14 protein-coding genes and 1 pseudogene are annotated in these 18,785 nt (G+C 74.9%); 9 read left to right on the top strand and 6 right to left on the bottom strand.

Annotation, left to right across the window (positions count from 1 at the left end; translation table 11 throughout):
• Positions 1 to 85: 85 nt before the first annotated feature.
• From ABZ721_RS02395 to ABZ721_RS02385, 3 genes and pseudogenes are all read left to right on the top strand, one after another.
• The gene (locus ABZ721_RS02395) at positions 86 to 1,600 is read left to right on the top strand and encodes a hypothetical protein (protein WP_358786677.1); all 1,515 of its coding nucleotides are present in this window, start codon (positions 86 to 88) and stop codon (positions 1,598 to 1,600) included.
• 49 nt (positions 1,601 to 1,649) lie between these two features.
• Positions 1,650 to 2,549, top strand: a pseudogene (locus tag ABZ721_RS02390) (hypothetical protein); the annotation flags it as partial.
• A 141-nt stretch (positions 2,550 to 2,690) separates the two neighbouring features.
• The gene (locus ABZ721_RS02385; RefSeq protein WP_358786676.1) at positions 2,691 to 7,400 is read left to right on the top strand and encodes a hypothetical protein; all 4,710 of its coding nucleotides are present in this window, start codon (positions 2,691 to 2,693) and stop codon (positions 7,398 to 7,400) included.
• Positions 7,401 to 7,502: 102 nt separating this feature from the next.
• On the opposite strand, the gene ABZ721_RS02380 is transcribed toward ABZ721_RS02385, so the two are convergent.
• Both ABZ721_RS02380 and ABZ721_RS02375 read right to left on the bottom strand, forming a co-directional pair.
• On the bottom strand, positions 7,503 to 7,718 hold the full coding sequence (locus ABZ721_RS02380) for a DUF6243 family protein (RefSeq protein WP_358786675.1): 216 nt from the start codon (positions 7,716 to 7,718) through the stop codon (positions 7,503 to 7,505).
• Between the two features lie 274 nt (positions 7,719 to 7,992).
• Entirely contained in the window at positions 7,993 to 8,385 is a 393-nt protein-coding gene (locus tag ABZ721_RS02375) for a hypothetical protein (protein WP_358786674.1), read from the bottom strand.
• 270 nt (positions 8,386 to 8,655) lie between these two features.
• On the opposite strand from ABZ721_RS02375, the gene ABZ721_RS02370 reads away from it, so the two are divergent.
• Genes ABZ721_RS02370 through ABZ721_RS02355 form a run of 4 tightly spaced genes read left to right on the top strand, consistent with a single transcriptional unit; the run spans position 8,656 to position 12,604 of the window.
• Positions 8,656 to 11,172 (top strand): nitrate- and nitrite sensing domain-containing protein, encoded by a 2,517-nt coding sequence (locus ABZ721_RS02370; RefSeq protein ID WP_358786673.1) that lies wholly within the window; start codon positions 8,656 to 8,658, stop codon positions 11,170 to 11,172.
• Positions 11,169 to 11,591 (top strand): roadblock/LC7 domain-containing protein, encoded by a 423-nt coding sequence (locus ABZ721_RS02365; RefSeq protein WP_250974712.1) that lies wholly within the window; start codon positions 11,169 to 11,171, stop codon positions 11,589 to 11,591. The genes ABZ721_RS02370 and ABZ721_RS02365 overlap by 4 nt, the downstream gene beginning before the upstream one ends.
• A 31-nt stretch (positions 11,592 to 11,622) precedes the next feature.
• Positions 11,623 to 12,015, top strand: a complete 393-nt coding sequence (locus tag ABZ721_RS02360; protein ID WP_358786672.1) for a DUF742 domain-containing protein — start codon at positions 11,623 to 11,625, stop codon at positions 12,013 to 12,015.
• Positions 11,996 to 12,604 (top strand): ATP/GTP-binding protein, encoded by a 609-nt coding sequence (locus tag ABZ721_RS02355; RefSeq protein WP_358786671.1) that lies wholly within the window; start codon positions 11,996 to 11,998, stop codon positions 12,602 to 12,604. The genes ABZ721_RS02360 and ABZ721_RS02355 overlap by 20 nt, the downstream gene beginning before the upstream one ends.
• A 2-nt stretch (positions 12,605 to 12,606) precedes the next feature.
• Here the strand turns inward: ABZ721_RS02355 and glpK are convergent, their stop codons facing one another.
• The 4 genes from glpK to ABZ721_RS02335 form a co-directional block, all read right to left on the bottom strand.
• A complete protein-coding gene (glpK, locus tag ABZ721_RS02350) occupies positions 12,607 to 14,145 on the bottom strand; it encodes a glycerol kinase GlpK (protein WP_358786670.1) in 1,539 nt (512 codons plus the stop codon).
• A gap of 17 nt (positions 14,146 to 14,162) precedes the next feature.
• On the bottom strand, positions 14,163 to 14,894 hold the full coding sequence (locus tag ABZ721_RS02345; RefSeq protein WP_358786669.1) for an MIP/aquaporin family protein: 732 nt from the start codon (positions 14,892 to 14,894) through the stop codon (positions 14,163 to 14,165).
• Between the two features lie 148 nt (positions 14,895 to 15,042).
• Complete coding sequence (locus ABZ721_RS02340) at positions 15,043 to 16,230, bottom strand: lipid-transfer protein (RefSeq protein ID WP_358786668.1); 1,188 nt, start codon at positions 16,228 to 16,230, stop codon at positions 15,043 to 15,045.
• On the bottom strand, positions 16,227 to 16,679 hold the full coding sequence (locus tag ABZ721_RS02335) for a zinc ribbon domain-containing protein (RefSeq protein WP_358786981.1): 453 nt from the start codon (positions 16,677 to 16,679) through the stop codon (positions 16,227 to 16,229). The genes ABZ721_RS02340 and ABZ721_RS02335 overlap by 4 nt, the downstream gene beginning before the upstream one ends.
• Before the next feature lie 195 nt (positions 16,680 to 16,874).
• On the opposite strand from ABZ721_RS02335, the gene ABZ721_RS02330 reads away from it, so the two are divergent.
• Together ABZ721_RS02330 and ABZ721_RS02325 are read left to right on the top strand one after the other, a co-directional pair.
• Positions 16,875 to 17,738 carry an NUDIX domain-containing protein gene (locus ABZ721_RS02330; protein ID WP_358786667.1) on the top strand — a complete coding sequence of 288 codons (864 nt, stop codon included), beginning with the start codon at positions 16,875 to 16,877 and terminating at the stop codon, positions 17,736 to 17,738.
• Positions 17,735 to 18,772 (top strand): molecular chaperone DnaJ, encoded by a 1,038-nt coding sequence (locus ABZ721_RS02325; RefSeq protein WP_358786666.1) that lies wholly within the window; start codon positions 17,735 to 17,737, stop codon positions 18,770 to 18,772. The genes ABZ721_RS02330 and ABZ721_RS02325 overlap by 4 nt, the downstream gene beginning before the upstream one ends.
• Positions 18,773 to 18,785: the final 13 nt, after the last annotated feature.

Below are 18,785 nucleotides of genomic sequence, written 5' to 3'. Positions count from 1 at the left end.
GAGCGGTCGACGGGGTGACTTGTGGCCGGGCGGGTGATCCGTGCCGTTTCGTTCGATGTCGGTGCCACCGCCTAATGTGTGGGTCGTGACCGTGACGACCACCCCGTACCCGACCGCGGGCGCGCCCCGCCCCGCCCCGGGCCCGGCCGCCGACGAGGGCCTGGCCCGCCGCCTCAAGGCGCTCGCCTGCACCGCGCCGCTGCACGACCTGGACGTGCGCAAGGCGAACCTGGCCGGCGAGTACTCGGGGTACGCGATGGCGGAGGTGGCGCTGTCCGCCATCGACATGGTCACGCTCAACATGGACTTCGACACCGGCGCCGACCCCGAGCAGATAGTGACCAGGCTGCTGCCCCGGGTCGCCGCCCAGGCACCGCGCCGGCCCGTGGAGGAGCACGAGCGGGTCGCCCGCTGGGTGCTGGAGAACCTCGTCAACGTCGGCAGCGTGGACCGCGGCTTCCGCGCGGTCTACGGCACCTTCGGCGCCGACGGCGCCTACGTCCGGCGGGACTACGACTTCAAGCTGATCGAGGAGGTGCCGGGCCCCGGCGGCGGCGTGTACCTGCGCACCACCGACGAGGCGGTCAACGTCCTGGTCGGCGCCCTGGACACGGACGTCACCAGCGCCCAGATCGCCGCCGAGGTCAAGCTGGAGGTGCTGATCAGCCGGGGTCGGCTGGCGGACGCCCAGCTCGCCGCCGAGCAGGCCCGCTACCGCACCGTGCAGTACGCGGAGACGCTGCGCCGCGCCCTGGAGGCGACCCGGCGCAACGTCCGGGCGGTGGACTGGCTGCGCGCGGTTCCGGACATGATCGCGGAGGCGCTCGACCACGTCGCCGACCGGTACCGGCACGAGAACGCGATCCTCACCAACATCCGCAAGGCGCGGGACGAGGCGGAGGATTCGGAGCACAAGCGCCGCGCCGCCGAGCTCGTCGACATCGTCAAGGACTGCATCCGCCGCCACACCCAGCTGCAGTCGCGGCTGCTGGAGGCCGGGCCGCTGTTCCGCGCGGAGCAGGACCGGCAGGCGTTCGCCTCGGCGCCCGCCCGCGCCGGGCTCGACCTGTACGGGCAGCTGGTCTCGCCCGTCCTGCCGCTCCCCGTGGAGCAGGCGTCCCGGGTCACCGACGCCTTCTTCGCCCGCGGCACGGGCCTGCGCACGCCGCCCGCCGTGCGGGTCTGCGACCTGGTGGACATACTGCTCACCCCGCCCACCGAACGTGAGCACCTGGGCGCGGCGATGCCCGAGCCGGACCTGGTGGCCACGCCCGCCGACAGCCGCTTCAGCGAGGAGCAGCTGGAGAGCGCGCTGGAGCTGCTGGACCTGCCGGACGACGCGCCGCGCCGGCTGTCCGGGCTGCTCGCCGACGCCCGCCGCCGCGACCCCGAACTGCCCTACCTCGTGGCCCTGCTGGCGGTGCACGCGGCCAGCCCGCCGGTCGGCACCGCCTACCGGCAGGGCGAGCCGCGGCTGCTGTTCTCCGTCGACGACGGCGAGGAGCTGGCGGACCCGGAGTTCGGCGGCGCCGACCTGATCGTGGGCACCGCCCGGCTGGACACGGCCGGTATGGCCGCGGCCCGTTCGGAGATCGCATGACGACCGCCGCCCCCACCAGACCGTTCAGCGCCCCCGAGGAGATCCACCCGTGACCGAGTACCGAGACGCCGAGACCGCGCAGCCGGCCGCCTACGGCGACGCCGCGCCGGCCGCGCGCTCCGGCGCCCCGTCGCCCGTCACCGCGGCCGACGCGGCGGACGCCGCCCGGCTGGTCTCCTACGGGCTGCAGCCCAAGCTGCTGCCCGCCCGGGACGCGGAGTACGCGGAGCTGATCCGCAGGCACCGCGAGGAGCCCGCCTTCGCCCGCCTCGCGGACGCGGTGGCCGCCGGGCTCGGCCTGATCGTCCTGGAGGTGTCGCCGCGCGCCGGCATGGCCGTGGCCGCCGCCGAGGACTCGGTGTTCGCGGTGCGGATGGGCGAGTACTCGCGGCGGGCCGCCTCCGACGCCGCCGACCGCTTCCTGCACGGCCTGGCCCACCTGGCCACCGCCACCATGGCGTTCCCCCGCCCCGAGGACCTCGCGGACGACGGCTACATCGGCCGCATCACCGTCAACGGGGTCGACGGGTTCGTCCGCCAGGCGTGCCGCCGGCTGGAGGAGCGCGCCGCCGAGCAGGGCGAGAACACCGACCCGGCCAGCGACGCGCCCGGCCTGGAGGCCGCCTGGCGGGTCTGGACGCGCCGCAGCTCCACGGGGGCGACCAAGGACGCCCGGCGGCTGTCCGGCTCCACCACCGGCATCGTCGGCAAGGCCGTCGCCTTCCTCGTCGACTCCGGCTTCCTGCAGCGCACCGGGGACGACGCGGGCGGCACGTTCCGCACCACGGCCCGGTACCAGCTGCAGGTCCGGGACCTGGCGGGCAGCGCGGCCATGGCCGAGCTGCTGGAGCTGGGCGTGGTCCCGGTGAGCGACGGCTCGGCGACCCTGCTGCCGCCCGACGACACCGGGGAGCTGGACCTGGTCGCCGAGGCGGGCCTGCCCTTCCACGAGAGCGGCAGGCACGAGGGCGACGGCCGCCCGAGCCGCGGCCGCGAGAGCCGGCACAGCCCGGAAGACCAGCCCAGCCACCCCTGAGCCGCCCCGCCCCCCCCGCACGCCCACCCGAGCAGATAACGAGAGTCCGCCGCCATGTACGAGCTGTCCCGGCTCCGCCTGTACTCCATCGGCCCCGCCGGTGCCCGGTACGCAGACACCGTCCTGGACCTGCGGGGTGTCGGCGCGCCCGTACCGCGGCCCGCGCCCGCCCAGGCCGAGTTCTTCCAGGACGAGCCGACCGGCCCGCTGCGCCGCCCCGCCCCCGCGGGCGTGCTGTTCCTGGAGAACGGCGGCGGCAAGTCGGTCCTGCTCAAGCTGATCTTCTCGGTGATGCTGCCGGGCCACCGCAACACCCTCGGCGGGGCCAGCTCGGGCGTGCTGCGCAAGTTCCTGCTGGCCGACGACTGCGGCCACGTGGCGCTGGAGTGGCAGCACACCGTCACCGGCGAGCTGGTGGTCGTCGGCAAGGTCAGCGAGTGGCGCGGCCGCCAGGTCTCGTCCGACCCGCGCAAGTTCGCCGAGGCCTGGTACTCCTTCCGCCCCGGCCCCGGGCTGAGCCTGGACTCGCTGCCGGTCGCGGAGTCCACCGCCGTCCGGCCGCCCGCCGAGGGCGCCTCGGGCGCGACGGGCCGCCGCCGCACCATGAAGGGCTTCCGCGACGCCCTCACCGAGGCCGGCAAGTTCTACCCGCACCTGGAAGTGGCCTGGGAGGAGATCCACGACCGGTGGAACGAGCACCTGGGCGAGCTGGGTCTCGACCCGGAGCTCTTCCGCTACCAGCGGGAGATGAACGCCGACGAGGGCGAGGCCGCCGGGCTCTTCGCCGTCCGGCACGACTCCGACTTCGCGGACCTGCTGCTGCGCGCCGTCACCGACACCCGGGACACCGACGGCCTCGCGGACCTCGTGCACAGCTTCGCCGGCAAGCTCGGCCGCCGGGCCGAGCTGACCGCCGAGCGCGACTTCACCGCCGGCTCGCTGGAGCTGCTGGAGCGGATCGTCGAGCACGCCGGCGCCCGCGAGCTGGCGCGCGGCATCCACACCCAGTCCGAGCGCCGCACCCGCGCCCTGGCCCGCCGGCTGTCGGCGCGCGCCCACGAGGAGCGCGGCCGCGGCGCGGAGCTCGCACAGAGCACCGAGCGGGCCGCCCAGGACGTCACGGACGCCGAGCGGGCCCGCGGCCGCAGCTCCCTGGTGGCCGCGGAACTCGCCTACCGGCACGCCTCGCTGGCGCTGGCCGCGTCCGACAAGGCCGCGACGGGGCTGCGCCGCGAACTGAACGACGCCCGCACCCTGCACGCCGCCTGGCAGGCGGCCGAGACGGTGCTGCGGCACCGCGCCGCCGGCGACCGGCTGGCCCGGGTCAGCGCGGCCATCCAGGAGGCCGAGCGCGACGCGGCCCCCGCGCTGGCCGCCCGCACGCTGGCCGCCGGCGACCTGGTCCGCGCCCTGCACGCGGCGGCCGACGGCGCCGACGGGCAGGCGGACCGGGAGGAGGAGCGCTCCGCGGCGCTCCAGGAGCAGTCCATCGCCGCCCACCGGGACGCCACCGCCGCGGCCACCGAGGCGCAGCGCGCCCGCAGCGAGGCCGGCCACCTCGGCCAGCGGCTCGCCGAGGTCGCCCAGGAGACCGCCGAGGCGGTCAGCGCCGGCTGGCTCGACGACTCCGCCCCGGACGCCGACCCGGCCCGCGCCGCCCTGGAGGCCTCCGACGCCGAGCGCGCCGCCGCCGCGGTCGCCGAGTCCGCCCGGGAGACCGCGCGCCAGGCCGCGGAGCACGCCCGTGAGGCCGCCGCGGACGAGTCCCGGGTGGAACTGGCCGCGGCCCGCGCCGCGGACGCCCTGGCGGCCGCCGAGGCCGCCCATTCCGCCGACTTCCGCGTCGCCGAGGCCCTCGCGGCCGAACCGCGGCTGTCCGAGCTGCTGAGCCTGCCCGCGGCCGAGCCGCTGACCCGTGACGCGATCCCCGGCCCCCGCGGCTCGGCGCCGTCCGCGGCCGCCCCGCAGCGGCCCGAGGGAGCGCCCGCCGCGCCGCGCCGGCCCGACGCGGGCCCGCTGGGCGCCCTGGAGCTGGACGCGTTCGCCGAACCGCTGCGCGAGCTGCTGGACGGCACGGTCGCGGCGGCCGAACGCCAGCTGTTCGACCTGCGCACCTCGGCCGCCGACGACGCGCGGATCCTCGCGGCGCTCGGCGACGGCGGCCTGCTGCCGCCGGGCCCGGACGTGCTGGCCACCGTGGAGTACCTCGGCGAGCACGGCATCCCCGCGCTGCCCGGCTGGCGCTACCTTGCGCAGGCCGTGGACCCCGCGGACCACACGGCGGTGCTGTCGGCGCGCCCGGAGCTGGTGGACGGCGTCGTCGTCACCGACCCCGAGACGTACCGCAGGGCCCGCGAGGTCCTCGCGCAGGCGGCCCTGCTGCCGCGCTCGACCGTGGCGGTGGGCACCGCGGCGGCCCTGCTCGCGCCGACCCCCTCGGGCGACGCCGCGTCCGACGTCTTCCTCGTGCCGCCGAACCCGGCGATGCACGACGAGCTGGCGGCCGACGGCGAACGCCAGGAGCTGCGGGCCCGGGCCGGCGCCCGGGACACGGAGATCCGCGCGCTGGCCGCCCGGCTCGGCCACGACCGGACGCTGGCCGCGCGGCTCGCGTCCTGGCGGTCCGGCTGCCCCAAGGGCCAGCTGGGCCAGCTCGCCGCAGCCGTGGAGGCGGCCGTGGAGGCCGCGGCGGCGGCCCGCGCGGAGCTGACCGAGGTGCGCGCCCGGCGCGCCGAGGCGGACGAGGTGGCGGCCGAGGCGGCCGCGGAGCGCGACGCGCGCCAGGAGGCTGCGCAGCAGGCCCGGCGCCGCGCGGACCTGCTGGCCGGTCTCGCCCACCGGCTGCGCGAGCGGGCCAACTGGCAGCGCAGGGCCCGCGAGCTGGCCGAGGACGCGTCCGAGGCCGAGGCGCGGGCCGAGGCCTGCCTCGCGCTGGCCCAGGCGGCCGACGAGGACCGCAGGGCCGCCCAGCGCGGCGCCGACGACGCCCGCCGCACCGCGCGGGTGCTGCGGGCCGAGCGCTCCGAGATCGCGGGCGCGCCGGACGAGCCCGGCCGGGACGACGCGCCGCCGTCCGGCGAGTCGCTGCCCGCGCTGCGCGAGGCCTACCGCGCGGCCTCGCAGCTGTACGAGCAGGTGGGCGTCGGCGCCGACCTGCGCGCCGAACAGGCCCGCGCGGAGAGCACCGAGAGCTCGGCCCTGACCGAGCTGGACCGGCTGAGCAACAAGGTCCGCACCCGCGCCGCCCAGCTCCTGGAGGGCTCCGACGGCGCCGACGGCCCGTCCCGGCAAGCCGCGGCGGCCCGCGCCGAGCAGCTCGTGCAGACCATCGAGGCCCGTGCCTCGGCGGCCAGCGAGCAGCTGGGCCGGCTGCGCGGCGAGGCCGAGCGGCTCGCCCCCGCCGGCGGACCGTCGCACACCGACCTGCCCGACGGACTGCTGCCGCGCGACGCCGGACACGCCCAGGAGCTGCTGCGCGGCGCCAACGGCGAACTCGCCGCGCGCACCGAGGCACTGGACGAGGCCCGCTCCGCGCACGCGGACCTGGTGCGCTCGCACCGCGCCGCGGAGGACGCGGCCGGCGGCTTCGACGAGCTGGCCGCGCTGCTGCGCGACCTGCTCAGGGACGGGGCGGCCGCCCACGAGGAGCCCGAGGCGGAGCCCGAGCCGTACGCGGGCACCCTGGAGGAGGCCCGTGCGGTCTCCGCCGAGGTCCGGCGCGGCCTGCGCGGCTGCGCCACCGAGCTGTCGGCGGCCGAGTCGCAGCTGCGCGAGGCGTCCGACATCCTGGTCCGCCATGCCAACGCCGCCCGCTTCGAGCAGGTCAGGACCCCGGCCCGGCAGCAGATCCGCGAGCTGCCGGCGGCCGGGCTGCCCGAGCACGCGGCGGCCTGGGCGGTGGCGTTCGCGCCGCGGCTGCGGGTGCTGACCGACGAGATGGAGCAGCTGGAGCGCAACCGCGACAGCATCGTGGACCGGCTGCGCGGCCTCGTGGAGTCCTCGCTGGCCACGCTGCGCTCCGCCCAGCGGCTCTCCCGCCTCCCCGAGGGGCTGGGCGACTGGTCGGGGCAGGAGTTCCTGCGGATCCGCTTCGAGGACCCGGACCACGCGGCGCTCACCGAGCGCCTCGGCGAGGTCATCGACGAGGCGACCAGCTCCGCCGTCCGCAAGAACTCCGACCTGCGGCGGGACGGCATGTCGCTGCTGCTGCGCGGGGTCGCGGCGGCCCTCCAGCCGAAGGGGATCTCGGTGGAGATCCTCAAGCCGGACGCGGTGCTGCGCGCCGAGCGCGTCCCGGTGGGGCAGATGGGCGACGTGTTCTCCGGCGGGCAGCTGCTCACCGCGGCCATCGCGCTGTACTGCACGATGGCGGCGCTGCGCAGCAACGACCGGGGCCGCGACCGGCACCGGCACGCCGGCACGCTCTTCCTGGACAACCCCATCGGCCGGGCCAACGCCACGTACCTGCTGGAGCTGCAGCGGGCGGTCGCCGACGCGCTGGGCGTCCAGCTGATCTACACCACGGGGCTGTTCGACACGACGGCGCTGGCCGAGTTCCCGCTGGTCGTGCGGTTGCGCAACGACGCGGACCTGCGCGCCGGGCTGAAGTACATCACCGTGGAGGAGCACCTGCGGCCCGGTCTGCCCGTCCAGGACACCGGCAGCGAGACGGTGCACGGGGAGATCACGGCCACCCGGATGTTCCGCCGCCCCCCGGAGCCGCGCCCGCAGCCGGAGCAGGAGCCGGAGCCGCGGCCGGTGTAGCCGCCGCGACGGGCGGAACCGCCCGGTACGGCGGCAGGGCCCGGTCCGCGCGTCGCGGTCCGGGCCCTGCTCCGTGCGGTGCCGCGCCGTGGCGGCCGCGCGTCAGCTCTGCGCTGCGGCGTCGTCCGCCGGCCCGCTGCCCTCGGCCGCGCCCGACTTCTCGCGCATCTTGCGCAGCAGCTCCGCCTTCTGGTCGGCCGCGCCCTGGCGGTCGAGGTTGCGGTGCGGGCCGTTGTTCTGCCGCTCGGCGCGCGACAGCCGCTTGCGCTGGCCGCCGCCCATGCCCACGGGGTTGTTGATGTTCTTGCTCACGGTCACGGGTTCTCCCGGTCAGGATGCGGAGTGCTCTACGGATTCAACGGTGGGGGACGGGCGGCGACGTCGAGGGACGTCAGCAGCGGCCCGTCACGCTCTCACCCGTGGATCGCCGTCTGGAAGAACATGACAAAGACGTTACCCGGTTCTGCCGGCCCCGCACGCCAACCCGGGCGCCGCACCGGTACCGCCCCGCCGCCGCCGGGTTCCCGGCGAGCGGCCGGGGGTCTGCCGGGTCCCGCAACCGCAGGAGGTGTCGCTGCCGGCCGGCCGTGGTTCAGGCCCGCGACAGCGACCGCGGTATGTGCGCCCGCGGCTTCGGCTTCGCCGCGACGCGCTCGCGCCGCCGGGCCCGGCGGCGCTCGCGGCGCAGCGCCCGCGCGGCGGCGCTCGGGCTGGAGACCACGCCGTTGCGCTGGTTCCACACCTGGCGGGTCACCCACACGTCCAGCACGGCCCAGGTGGCCACGATCACGCTGACCACGGTGAAGATCATGGCCGGCGCGGCGAGCCAGGACCCGCCGAAGGTCAGCAGCGTGGTGATCACAGCTTCGATCAGGGTCACGGAGGCGATCAGGGCGGCGCGGACGGCGGCCGCCCGGACCGGATCGGCCATCCGCGGGGTACCGACCGGATCTTCGACCCACAGCGAAAGGGGTTCTGTGTCCATAGGAGGTGACTGCCCCCGAATCGGCCTCGACATTCCGCAGCCTCTTTCCAGCCACTCGCGGCAAAGGTGCATCGCGCCCGAACCGGGGTGACCCGCACCGCGATCCCATCCGTGTTGCCCGGATTAAACCCGAAAACCGGCCATCGTCAAATCTGGCCGACGGACTCCAGCCACCGGACTGGCTTTCGAGTTACCTGTGAGGCAGTAGTAGGCTCGCGCAGATTCCATGCGATCGAACACCCCCCGAACGGGGCTGACGTTGGGGAGGCCATGCGCTTTCGCGGTACGACGATCCGCCGGAAGATCGTGGCGCTGCTGCTGATCCCGCTGGTGTCGCTCACGGCCATCTGGGCGTTCGCCGCCACGCTCACCGGCCGCGAGGTCTGGGGTCTGCTGGACATCGAGCGCCTCGTCAACGACGTCGGCTACCCGACCGAGGACGCGGTCCAGGCCCTGCAACAGGAGCGGCGCGCCGCCATCCTGTATCTGGCCGACCCGCGCCGGTCGGACTTCAAGGCCGGGCTCGCCAAGCAGGAACAGGCGACCGACCAGATTTTCGCCAAGTTGCGCACCAACGCGTCCGACGCGGACGTCAGGGACGACCTCAGCGGCGACGCCAAGCTCCGACTGGACGCCGTGACGCGGGGGTTCGAGGACCTCACCGCGCTGCGCGCCCGGGTCGACGACCAGACGATCACCCGCAACGAGGCGCTCGGCGCCTACAACGAGATGGTCGACCCCTGCTACGACTTCCTCGACGCGCTCAACCCGCTGAACAACGTGCAGATCGACAAGCAGGGCCGGGCCCTGATCATCATCACTCGGGCCCGTGAGGCGATCAGCCGCGAGGACGCCCTGATGGCCGCGACGATCACCACCGGCCGGATGAGTCCGCAGGAGATGCGCTCCTTCACCTTCGCCGTCGCCGAGCAGCGGGACTACTTCGAGGACAACCTCAAGCTCCTCCCCGACAACGAGCGGTCGCTCTACGACGAGTTCTGGCGGGGCACCAACGGCAAGGCGCTGCTCGCCGCCGAGGACTCCATCATGGCCGCGGGCGCGGGCTCCGCGCCGCGCGTCGCCGACCAGGCCTCCTGGCTCGAGACCGCGACCACCGCGCTGAGCGAGCTCGACCGGCTGAACACCCAGGCGGGCGACCTGCACAAGAAGCGCGCCGAGCCCTACGCCCTCAAGCTGCTGCTCACGGCGGCGATCGCGGGCGGCGCCGGCCTGCTCGCCGTCATCGCCTCGCTCTTCGTCTCGGTACGCATCGGCCGCAGCCTGATCCGCGACCTGTCCGGGCTGCGCAAGGAGGCCCAGGAGGTCTCCGGCACCCGGCTGCCCCGCGTCATGCGCCGCCTCGCGGCCGGCGAGAAGGTCGACGTCGAGACCGAGGTGCCGCGGCTGGAGTACACCGACGACGAGGTCGGGCAGGTCGGCAAGGCCCTCAACACCCTGCAGCGCGCCGCCGTCGAGGCGGCGGTCCGCCAGTCCGACATGCGGCGCGGCGTCTCCGACGTCTTCGTCAACCTCGCCCGCCGCAGCCAGGTCCTGCTGCACCGCCAGCTGACCCTGCTGGACGCGATGGAGCGGCGCACCGAGGACACCGAGGAACTCGCCGACCTCTTCCGGCTCGACCACATGACGACCCGCATGCGGCGGCACGCCGAGGGCCTGGTGATCCTCTCCGGAGCCGCGCCCTCCCGGCAGTGGCGCAAGCCCATCCAGCTCATGGACGTGGTGCGCGCGGCGGTCGCCGAGGTCGAGGACTACGAGCGCATCGAGGTCCGCCGGCTGCCCCGGCTGGCGGTGGCCGGCTCGGCCGTCGCCGACGTGACGCACCTGGTCGCCGAACTCATCGAGAACGCCGCCGTGTTCTCCCCGCCGCACACCGCGGTCCGGGTGCACGGCGAGCACGTCGCCAACGGCTTCGTGCTGGAGATCGACGACCGCGGCCTCGGCCTGACCCCGGACGCGCTGCTGGAGGCGAACCTGCGGCTCGCCGAGACCCCCGAGTTCGAGCTGTCCGACACCGACCGCCTCGGCCTGTTCGTCGTCAGCCGGCTCGCCCAGCGGCACGGCATCCGGGTCTCCCTGCGCCTGTCGCCGTACGGGGGCACCACCGCGGTCGTCCTCATCCCGGCGACGCTGCTCACCGAGGCGGGCGAGGACACCGGAGCGACCCGCCTGAGCGGGATGCTCGGGGCGGAGGAGATCGACATGGACTCGCCCGGCACCGAGCTGTCCTTCCGGCAGTGGGGACTGGAGACCGCCAGGAGCGACGACAGCAGGGAGCACGTCCAGGTACCGGACGCGGCCCCCGATATCGCGGGCCCCGGCCCGGACGGCGGTGACGGCGACCCGCTGCCGCTGCCGCGGCGCCGCCGGACCGCCCCGGTCCTGGTCTCGGACCGCGGCCGTCCGGTCCCCCCGCCGACCGTCCCGGCGGCCCGCTCCGCGGAGCCGTCGGGTCCGTCCGGCCCGTCCGGCCCGTCCGGCGCCCCGGCGCCGGGGGCGGCGCTGCTGCCCAAGCGGGTCCGGCAGGCCAACCTCGCCCCGCAGCTGCGCGTCGAGTCGGCGTCGCAGGACACCGGTGCCGCCGCGCGGCCCGGCGCGGAGGCACCGCGCGAACGCACCGCCGACGAGGTGCGGGACCGCATGGCCGCGCTCCAGCGCGGCTGGCAGCGCGGGCGTGAACACGATGTCGCAGAGGACACCGCCGGCCGGCACGGCTCGGAGGACGAACACCCAGCACCGAGAACGACTCCTGAGGGGAACGGTCGATGACCGCACCATCGAGCCCGACACGCGAGCTGAGCTGGCTCCTTGACGACCTGGTCACCCGCGTGGCCAGCATCCGCAAGGCACTGGTGCTCTCCGGCGACGGCCTGGCGATCGGCGCTTCGGACGGGCTGACCCGGGAGGACTCCGAACACCTCGCGGCCGTCGCCTCCGGCTTCCACAGCCTGGCCAAGGGCGTCGGCCGGCACTTCGACGCCGGCGGGGTCCGCCAGACCATGGTGGAGCTCGACGAGGCGTTCCTGTTCGTGACCGCGGCCGGTGACGGCAGCTGTCTCGCCGTACTGACCGACGCCGACTCCGACGTCGGGCAGGTGGCGTACGAGATGGCGCTGCTGGTCAAGCGGGTCGGTGCCCACCTGGGCACGGCTCCGCGCACCGACAGCGGCGCGGCGCTCAGCGGCTGACGGTATGACCTGATGACGGGTACGGGGTGACATGACTTCAGAAAAGGACCGATGGTACGACGACGCCGCCGGCCCGGTGGTGCGTCCCTACGCGATGACACGTGGCCGCACCAGCCACGCCGCCGAGGGCCGGCTCGACCTCATCGCCCTGGTGATGACCGAGCCGGACGGTGAGGACGGCGCGGCCGAGGGGGACCCCACCCTGTCGCCCGAGCACCTCGACATCATCGACCGCTGCCAGTCGATGGCGACCTCGGTCGCCGAGCTGGCGGCCGACCTCGATCTGCCGGTGGGCGTGGTGCGCGTACTCGTCGGCGACCTGCTGGACGCGGAACTCGTCCACGTCAGCATGCCTGTACCACCGGCCGAGCTGGTGGACGAGAGCATTCTTCGAGAGGTGATCAATGGGCTTCGGGCGCTCTGACCGACGCCGCAGGTCCGCCCCCGATCCGGTAGCGCTCAAGCTGCTGGTCGCGGGCGGTTTCGGGGTCGGCAAAACGACACTGGTGGGCGCGGTCAGCGAGATCAGGCCGCTGCGCACCGAGGAGCCGCTGAGCGAGGCAGGCCGGCCGGTCGACGACATCCACGGGGTCGAGGCGAAGAGCACGACCACCGTCGCCATGGACTTCGGCCGGATCACGCTCCGCGAGGACCTGGTGCTGTACCTGTTCGGCACGCCCGGGCAGGACCGCTTCTGGTTCCTGTGGGACGAGCTGGCGCAGGGCGCGCTGGGCGCGGTCGTGCTGGCCGACACCCGCCGCCTGGAGGACTGCTTCGCCGCCGTCGACTACTTCGAGCGGCGCGGGATCCCCTTCACGGTGGCCGTGAACGTCTTCGACGGCGCCACCCAGCACGCGACGGAGACGGTCCGCGACGCGCTGGACCTCGATCCGCACGTGCCGGTCGTGATGTGCGACGCGCGGGACCGGGCCTCCGCCAAGCAGGTGCTGATCACCGTCGTCGAGCACGCGGCGAAGGTGGCGGCGGACCGCAGGGAGCCCGCCGCCACCTGACGTCACCCGCCGGGCCGGTCGTCGGCCGCGTCCTCGTCCTGCCAGCCGAAGCTGCGCTCGACGGCCTTCTTCCAGCGCCGGTACTCGCGCTCGCGGGTCGGCTCGTCCATGGCCGGGGTCCACTCGGTGTCGCGCTTCCAGTGCGCCTTGAGCGTGTCGAGGTCCGGCCAGACGCCCGTGGCCAGGCCGGCCGCGTAGGCGGCGCCCAGGCAGGTCGTCTCGGCGACCACGGGCCGGATCACCGGCACCCCCAGGACGTCCGCCTGGTGCTGCATCAGCAGGTTGTTGACGGTCATGCCGCCGTCCACCCGCAGCGAGGTGATCCGCACCCCGGAGTCCTGGTACATCGCGTCGACGACCTCGCGGGTCTGCCAGCTGGTCGCCTCCAGCACCGCCCGTGCCAGGTGCGCCTTGGTGACGTAGCGGGTCAGGCCGGTGATCACCCCGCGGGCGTCGGAGCGCCAGTACGGGGCGAACAGGCCGGAGAAGGCGGGCACGACGTAGGCGCCCCCGTTGTCCTCGACGCTCGCGGCCAGCGCCTCGATCTCGTCGGCGGAGCGGATGATGCCGAGCTGGTCGCGGAACCACTGCACCAGGGCGCCGGTGATCGCGATCGAGCCCTCCAGGCAGTACACCGGCGCCTGGCCGCCGAGCCGGTAGCCGACGGTGGTGATCAGCCCGTTCTTGGAGGGCACCGGCCGGGTGCCGGTGTTCAGCAGCAGGAAGCTGCCGGTGCCGTAGGTGTTCTTGGCCTCGCCGGGCTCGTAGCAGGTCTGCCCGAAGACGGCCGACTGCTGGTCGCCCAGGGCCGCGGCCACCGGCACCCCGGCCAGCTGGCCGACGGCGGTGCCGTAGACCTCGGAGGAGGAACGTATCTCCGGCAGGATCGCCTCGGGGAGGTTCATCGCGGCGAGCACCGACGGCTCCCACTGGAGCGTTTGGAGGTTCATCAGCAGGGTGCGCGAGGCGTTGGTGACGTCGGTGACGTGGACGCCGCCGTCGACGCCGCCGGTCAGGTTCCAGATCAGCCAGGAGTCCATGGTGCCGAAGGCGATCTCGCCGTTCTCGGCGCGCCGCCGCAGCCCCGGCACGTTCTCCAGCAGCCAGGCCGCCTTCGGCCCGGAGAAGTAGCTCGCCAGCGGCAGGCCGGTCAGCTCGCGGAAGCGGTCCTGGCCGTCCTGGCCGCCCAGCTCGTCGCAGAGCGCGGCGGTGCGGGTGTCCTGCCAGACGATCGCGTTGTGCACGGGCCGGCCGGTGGCCCGGTCCCACAGCACGGTGGTCTCCCGCTGGTTGGTGATGCCCAGCGCGCTGAGCTGGTCGGCGCGCAGCCCGGCCTTGGCGAGCGCGCCCGCCACCACCGCCTGCACCTTGGACCAGATCTCGGTGGCGTCGTGCTCCACCCAGCCGGGCCGGGGGAAGATCTGCCGGTGCTCGCGCTGGTCGACGGCGACGATGGAGCCGTCGGTGTCGAAGACGATGCACCGGCTGGAGGTCGTGCCCTGGTCGATGGCGGCTACGTACGTGACGGACTGGTCGCTCATGACGGCCTCCCGGAGAGCTAGAACGCGACGTTGTAGAGGAGCCCCGCGAGTGCGCCGCCGATCAGTGGACCGGCGACCGGCACCCAGGCGTAGCCCCAGTCGGACGTGCCCTTGTTGGGGATGGGCAGCAGTGCGTGGACGATGCGCGGGCCCAGGTCGCGGGCGGGGTTGATGGCGTAGCCGGTGGGCCCGCCCAGGGACAGGCCGATCCCGACGACCAGCAGGGAGACGAGCAGCGTGGTGGTGCCCGACTCGCCCAGCCCCTTGTTGCCGGGGAAGGCGAGCACCGGCAGCACCAGCCCCATGGTGGCGACGGCCTCGGTGACGAGGTTCTGCCAGGGGACGCGGATCTCCGGGACGGTCGAGAAGATCCCGAGGGTGCCCAGCGGCTCCTCGTCCACGCCGTCGTTGGCGGCGAACTGGCCGTAGTAGACCAGCCAGGCCAGGGTCGCGCCGATGAGCGCGCCGACCATCTGCCCGCCGACGTAGTACCCCGTCTGGTCCCAGTCACCGGTGTCGATGGCGATCCCGAGGGTGACGGCCGGGTTGAGGTGGCCCCCGGAGAGCGGTCCGGCGGTGTAGGCCCCGGCGAGTACCCCGAAGCCCCAGCCGAAGGCGATGACGATCCAGCCGGACGCTCTCGCCTTGGAGTGCTTGAGGGTCACGGCGGCGCAGACCCCCGCGCCGAAGAGGATCAGCAGGGCGGTTCCGATGATCTCGCCTATGAAGACGTCCCCGTTGGAATGCATGGCGGGCTCCCTCGCGCAGGCTGCACTGACCGGGCTGGTGCCATCGAAGGGCGTGCGACATCGCCTGCGGTGGAAAGGGCCTCCCGCGGGCCTGCGCGCCACCGGAAGTGTTCACCTGCGCTGATGGAGCGTCAAGGCCGCGAGCGGCTCACCGGACGGCGATCACCGAGGAGCCGTGGCCGAACAGCCCCTGGTTGGCGGTGATCCCGACGCGGGCGCCCGGCACCTGCCGGTCGCCGGCCCGGCCGCGCAACTGCCAGGTCAGCTCGCAGACCTGGGCGATGGCCTGCGCCGGCACCGCCTCGCCGAACGAGGCGAGCCCGCCGCTGGTGTTGACCGGGATCCGGCCGCCGAGCGCGGTCGCGCCGTCCCGCAGCAGCTTGGCGCCCTCGCCCGGCGCGCACAGCGCCAGGTCCTCGTACCACTGCAGTTCCAGGGCGGTGGACAGGTCGTAGACCTCCGCCAGGTCCAGGTCGGCCGGCCCTATCCCGGCCTCCTCGTACGCCGCCGCCGCGATGGACGCGCGCAGCCCCAGCGCGGGCGGCTCGACCGCGGCCGCCGAGTCGGTGGCGAAGTCCGGCAGGTCCAGCACGGTCTTGGGGTAGGTGGGGGTGACGGTGGAGACCGCGCGGATCCGCACCGGGTCGCTGGTGTGCCGCCGGGCGAACTCCATGCTGCAGAGCACGACCGCGGCGGCCCCGTCGGAGGTCGCGCAGATGTCGAGCAGCCGCAGCGGGTCCGCGACGACCGCGGAGGCGGCGACCTCGCCGGCCGTCACGGCCTTGCGGTAGCGGGCGTTGGGGTTGGCGGCGCCGGCCGCCGAGTTCTTCACCTTGACCTGGGCGAAGTCCTCCAGGGTGTCGCCGTGCAGGGCCATGCGGCGGCGGGCGTAGAGGCCGAAGTACGTGGGGTTGGTGGCGCCCAGCACGCGGAAGCGCAGCCAGTCCGGGTCGTCGGGGCGGTTGCCGCCGGCGGGGGCGAAGAAGCCCTTGGGCGCCGCGTCCGCGCCGACCACCAGGGCGACGTCCGCCATCCCGGCCAGGATCTGCGCCCGCGCGGCGTTGACGGCCTGTGCGCCCGAGGCGCAGGCGGCGTACACGCTGGTGACCCGCGCGCCCTGCCAGCCCAGCGCCTGGGCGAAGGTGGCGCCGGCGACGTAGCCGGGGTAGCCGCCGCGCACGGTGTCGGCGCCCACCACGAGCTGGATGTCGGTCCAGGCCAGCCCGGCGTCGGCGAGGGCCGCGCGGGCGGCGGCCACCCCGTACTCGGTGAAGGACCGGCCCCACTTGCCCCACGGGTGCATGCCCGCGCCCAGTACCGCCACGTCGTGCGTCATCGGCCGCCTCCCAGGGGCTTCCAGTGCCAGGTGGTCCAGGTGGCCTCGTCGTCCTCGTTCAGCACGCCGGGGACGAGTTCGACCTCCATGCCGACGGCGAGGTCCGCCAGGGCGGTGCCGGGGGCGGCCTGGCCGAGCACCACCATGCGCTCCGCCGCGAGTTCGACGGCGATCAGGACGTACGGCTGCCACTCCACGGCGGGGTCGGAGACGTAGGGCGCGGGCGGGCGGTAGCGCCCGTCGGTGTACGACCAGACGCGGCCGCGCCGCGACAGGGGCGTCTCCTCCAGCGTGGTGCCGGAGCAGGCCGGGTTGCGGCAGAAGGTGTCCTGCCGGGGGAAGAACACCGAGCCGCACTCCCGGCACCGGGTGCCGATCAGATGGAAGCCGCCGGCGCCGTCGCCGGTGCCCTCCGGGCCCTCGCCGGCCTCCCCGAACCAGCCGGCCACCACAGGTCTGAGTGCTCGCGCCACGTGCCGCCTCCCCTTTGAATCTGACGGTTCGTCAGAAGTCTGCCATGTGCGGGCGGGGGAGGGAATGGCGGGGCCGGGTCCCTCCGCCCCTGGACGCCGCCGGAGGGCGGTGCTAAGTTCTTCTCAAGCAGAGAATTACTCACTCTGAGAAGAACTTGACGAGAGGCAGCCATGGCACCGCAGCAGGAGGAGGAGCGCTTCCTCGCCGCCTACGACCCGCGCGCCTTCGACCCGATCGCCGTGACCGTCGACGTGGTCGCCCTGACGCTGCGCGCCGGCGCCCTGCACGTGCTGCTGGTCCGCCGGGGCGCGCCGCCGTTCGAGGGCGCCTGGGCGCTGCCCGGCGGATTCGTCCGGGCCGGACGGGAGTCGCTCGGCCAGGCCGCGGCCAGGGAACTCGCCGAGGAGACCGGTCTGGACGCCGCCGGCGGCCTCGGCCGGGTCCACCTCGAACAGCTCGGTTCGTACGGCCGCCCCGACCGCGATCCGCGGATGCACGTGGTCTCCGTCGCCCACCTCGCCTTCGCCCCCGACCTCCCGGACGCCCGCGCCGGCAGCGACGCCGCGGCCGCCGCGTGGATTCCCGTCACAGAAGTTGAACCCGGTTGGCAACCGGAGGCGCCGGACCGGCGTCCCAACGAGCAGGGCCGGCGGTCCGGGACCCACGGGGGTGGTCCCGACCGCCGGCCCGCAGCCCCCGAGCTGGCCTTCGACCACGCCGGGATCCTCGCCGACGGCCTCGACCGGGCGCGCTCGAAGATCGAGTACACCCCGCTGGCGACGGCCTTCCTCGGCGAGCAGTTCACCATCTCCGAGCTGCGCGCCGTCTACGAGGCCGTGTGGGGCGCGACCCTGCACGCGGGCAACTTCCACCGCAAGGTGCTCTCCGTCCCCGGCTTCGTCGAGTCCACCGGTGGCACAGCCGCCCACGCCAGTGCCCGCGGCGGCCCGCGCGCCCGGCTCTACCGCGCGGGCGACGCCCGCCTCCTGCACCCCGCCCTGCTGCGCCCGGACCGCGAGGAGACCGTGCGATGACCCTCGCCGGCGGCGCCGTCCACACCTTCGACCAGGCCCTGGACGCGCTGCGCCACGACTTCCCCGAGGACCGGGCCGCCGCCGGGCGGCTGCACCGCCGGCTCACCCGGCTGCTGCACCCCGACACCGCGCCGCCCGGCCGCCGGGCCGAGGCCTCGGCCGCGTTCCTGGCCCTGACCGCGCGGTGGCGGGAGTACCTCGACGCAGCGGACCCGGCGCCCGCCACCGTCACCACCCGCCGCCACACGTACCTGCTCGGCGCCGGCGACCCGCAGGCCACCGGCGACCTCGCCGTCCTGCGCCGCGCCGCGTACCGGCGCGCCGACGGGACCCGGCACGACGCGCTGCTGAAGATCGCGCTCCGGCCGTACGACAACGATCTGATCGAGCACGAGGCCGACGTGCTGACCCGGCTCGACACCCGGGCGGAACCGCGCCACCGCGCCTACGCCCCCCGGCTGATCGAGACGTTCCGGCACCGCGACACCAGCGGCACCGAGCGCCGGGTCAACGCCCTCGAACCGCTCGACGGCTTCCACAGCCTCACCGAGGTCGCCGCCGCGCACCCCGGCGGCCTCGACCCGCTGGACGCCGTCTGGATGTGGCGCCGGCTGCTGGTCGCCCTCGGCTGGGCGCACCGCGCCCAACTGGTGCACTGCGCGGTCTTCCCCGAGCACGTCCTCATCCACCCCGCCCAGCACGGGCTGGTGCTCGTCGACTGGTGCTACGCCACCGCGACCGGCACCACGGCGCCGGTCCTCATCGAGCGGCACCGCGAGCGGTACCCGCCCGAGATCCCCGGCCGGCGGCCCGTCACCGAAGCCACCGACCTCCACCTCGCGGCGCGCTGCATGGAGCAGCTGATGGGGGAGCGCATCCCCAAGCCGCTCGCCGCCTTCGTCCGGGGCTGCACGCTCCCCGGCGAGGCGGGCCGGCCGCACGACGCCTGGCGGCTGCTGGCCGAACTCGACGAGCTGCTGGACCGGCTCTACGGGCCGCGCACGTTCCGCCCGTTCACCATGCCGGTCGCCTGACCGGCACCTGACA

The sequence above is a fragment of the Streptomyces sp. NPDC006733 genome, assembly GCF_040636125.1.
In the GTDB taxonomy this organism is placed as follows: Bacteria; Actinomycetota; Actinomycetes; order Streptomycetales; family Streptomycetaceae; genus Actinacidiphila.
This window is presented reverse-complemented; position numbering and strand designations above follow the sequence as displayed.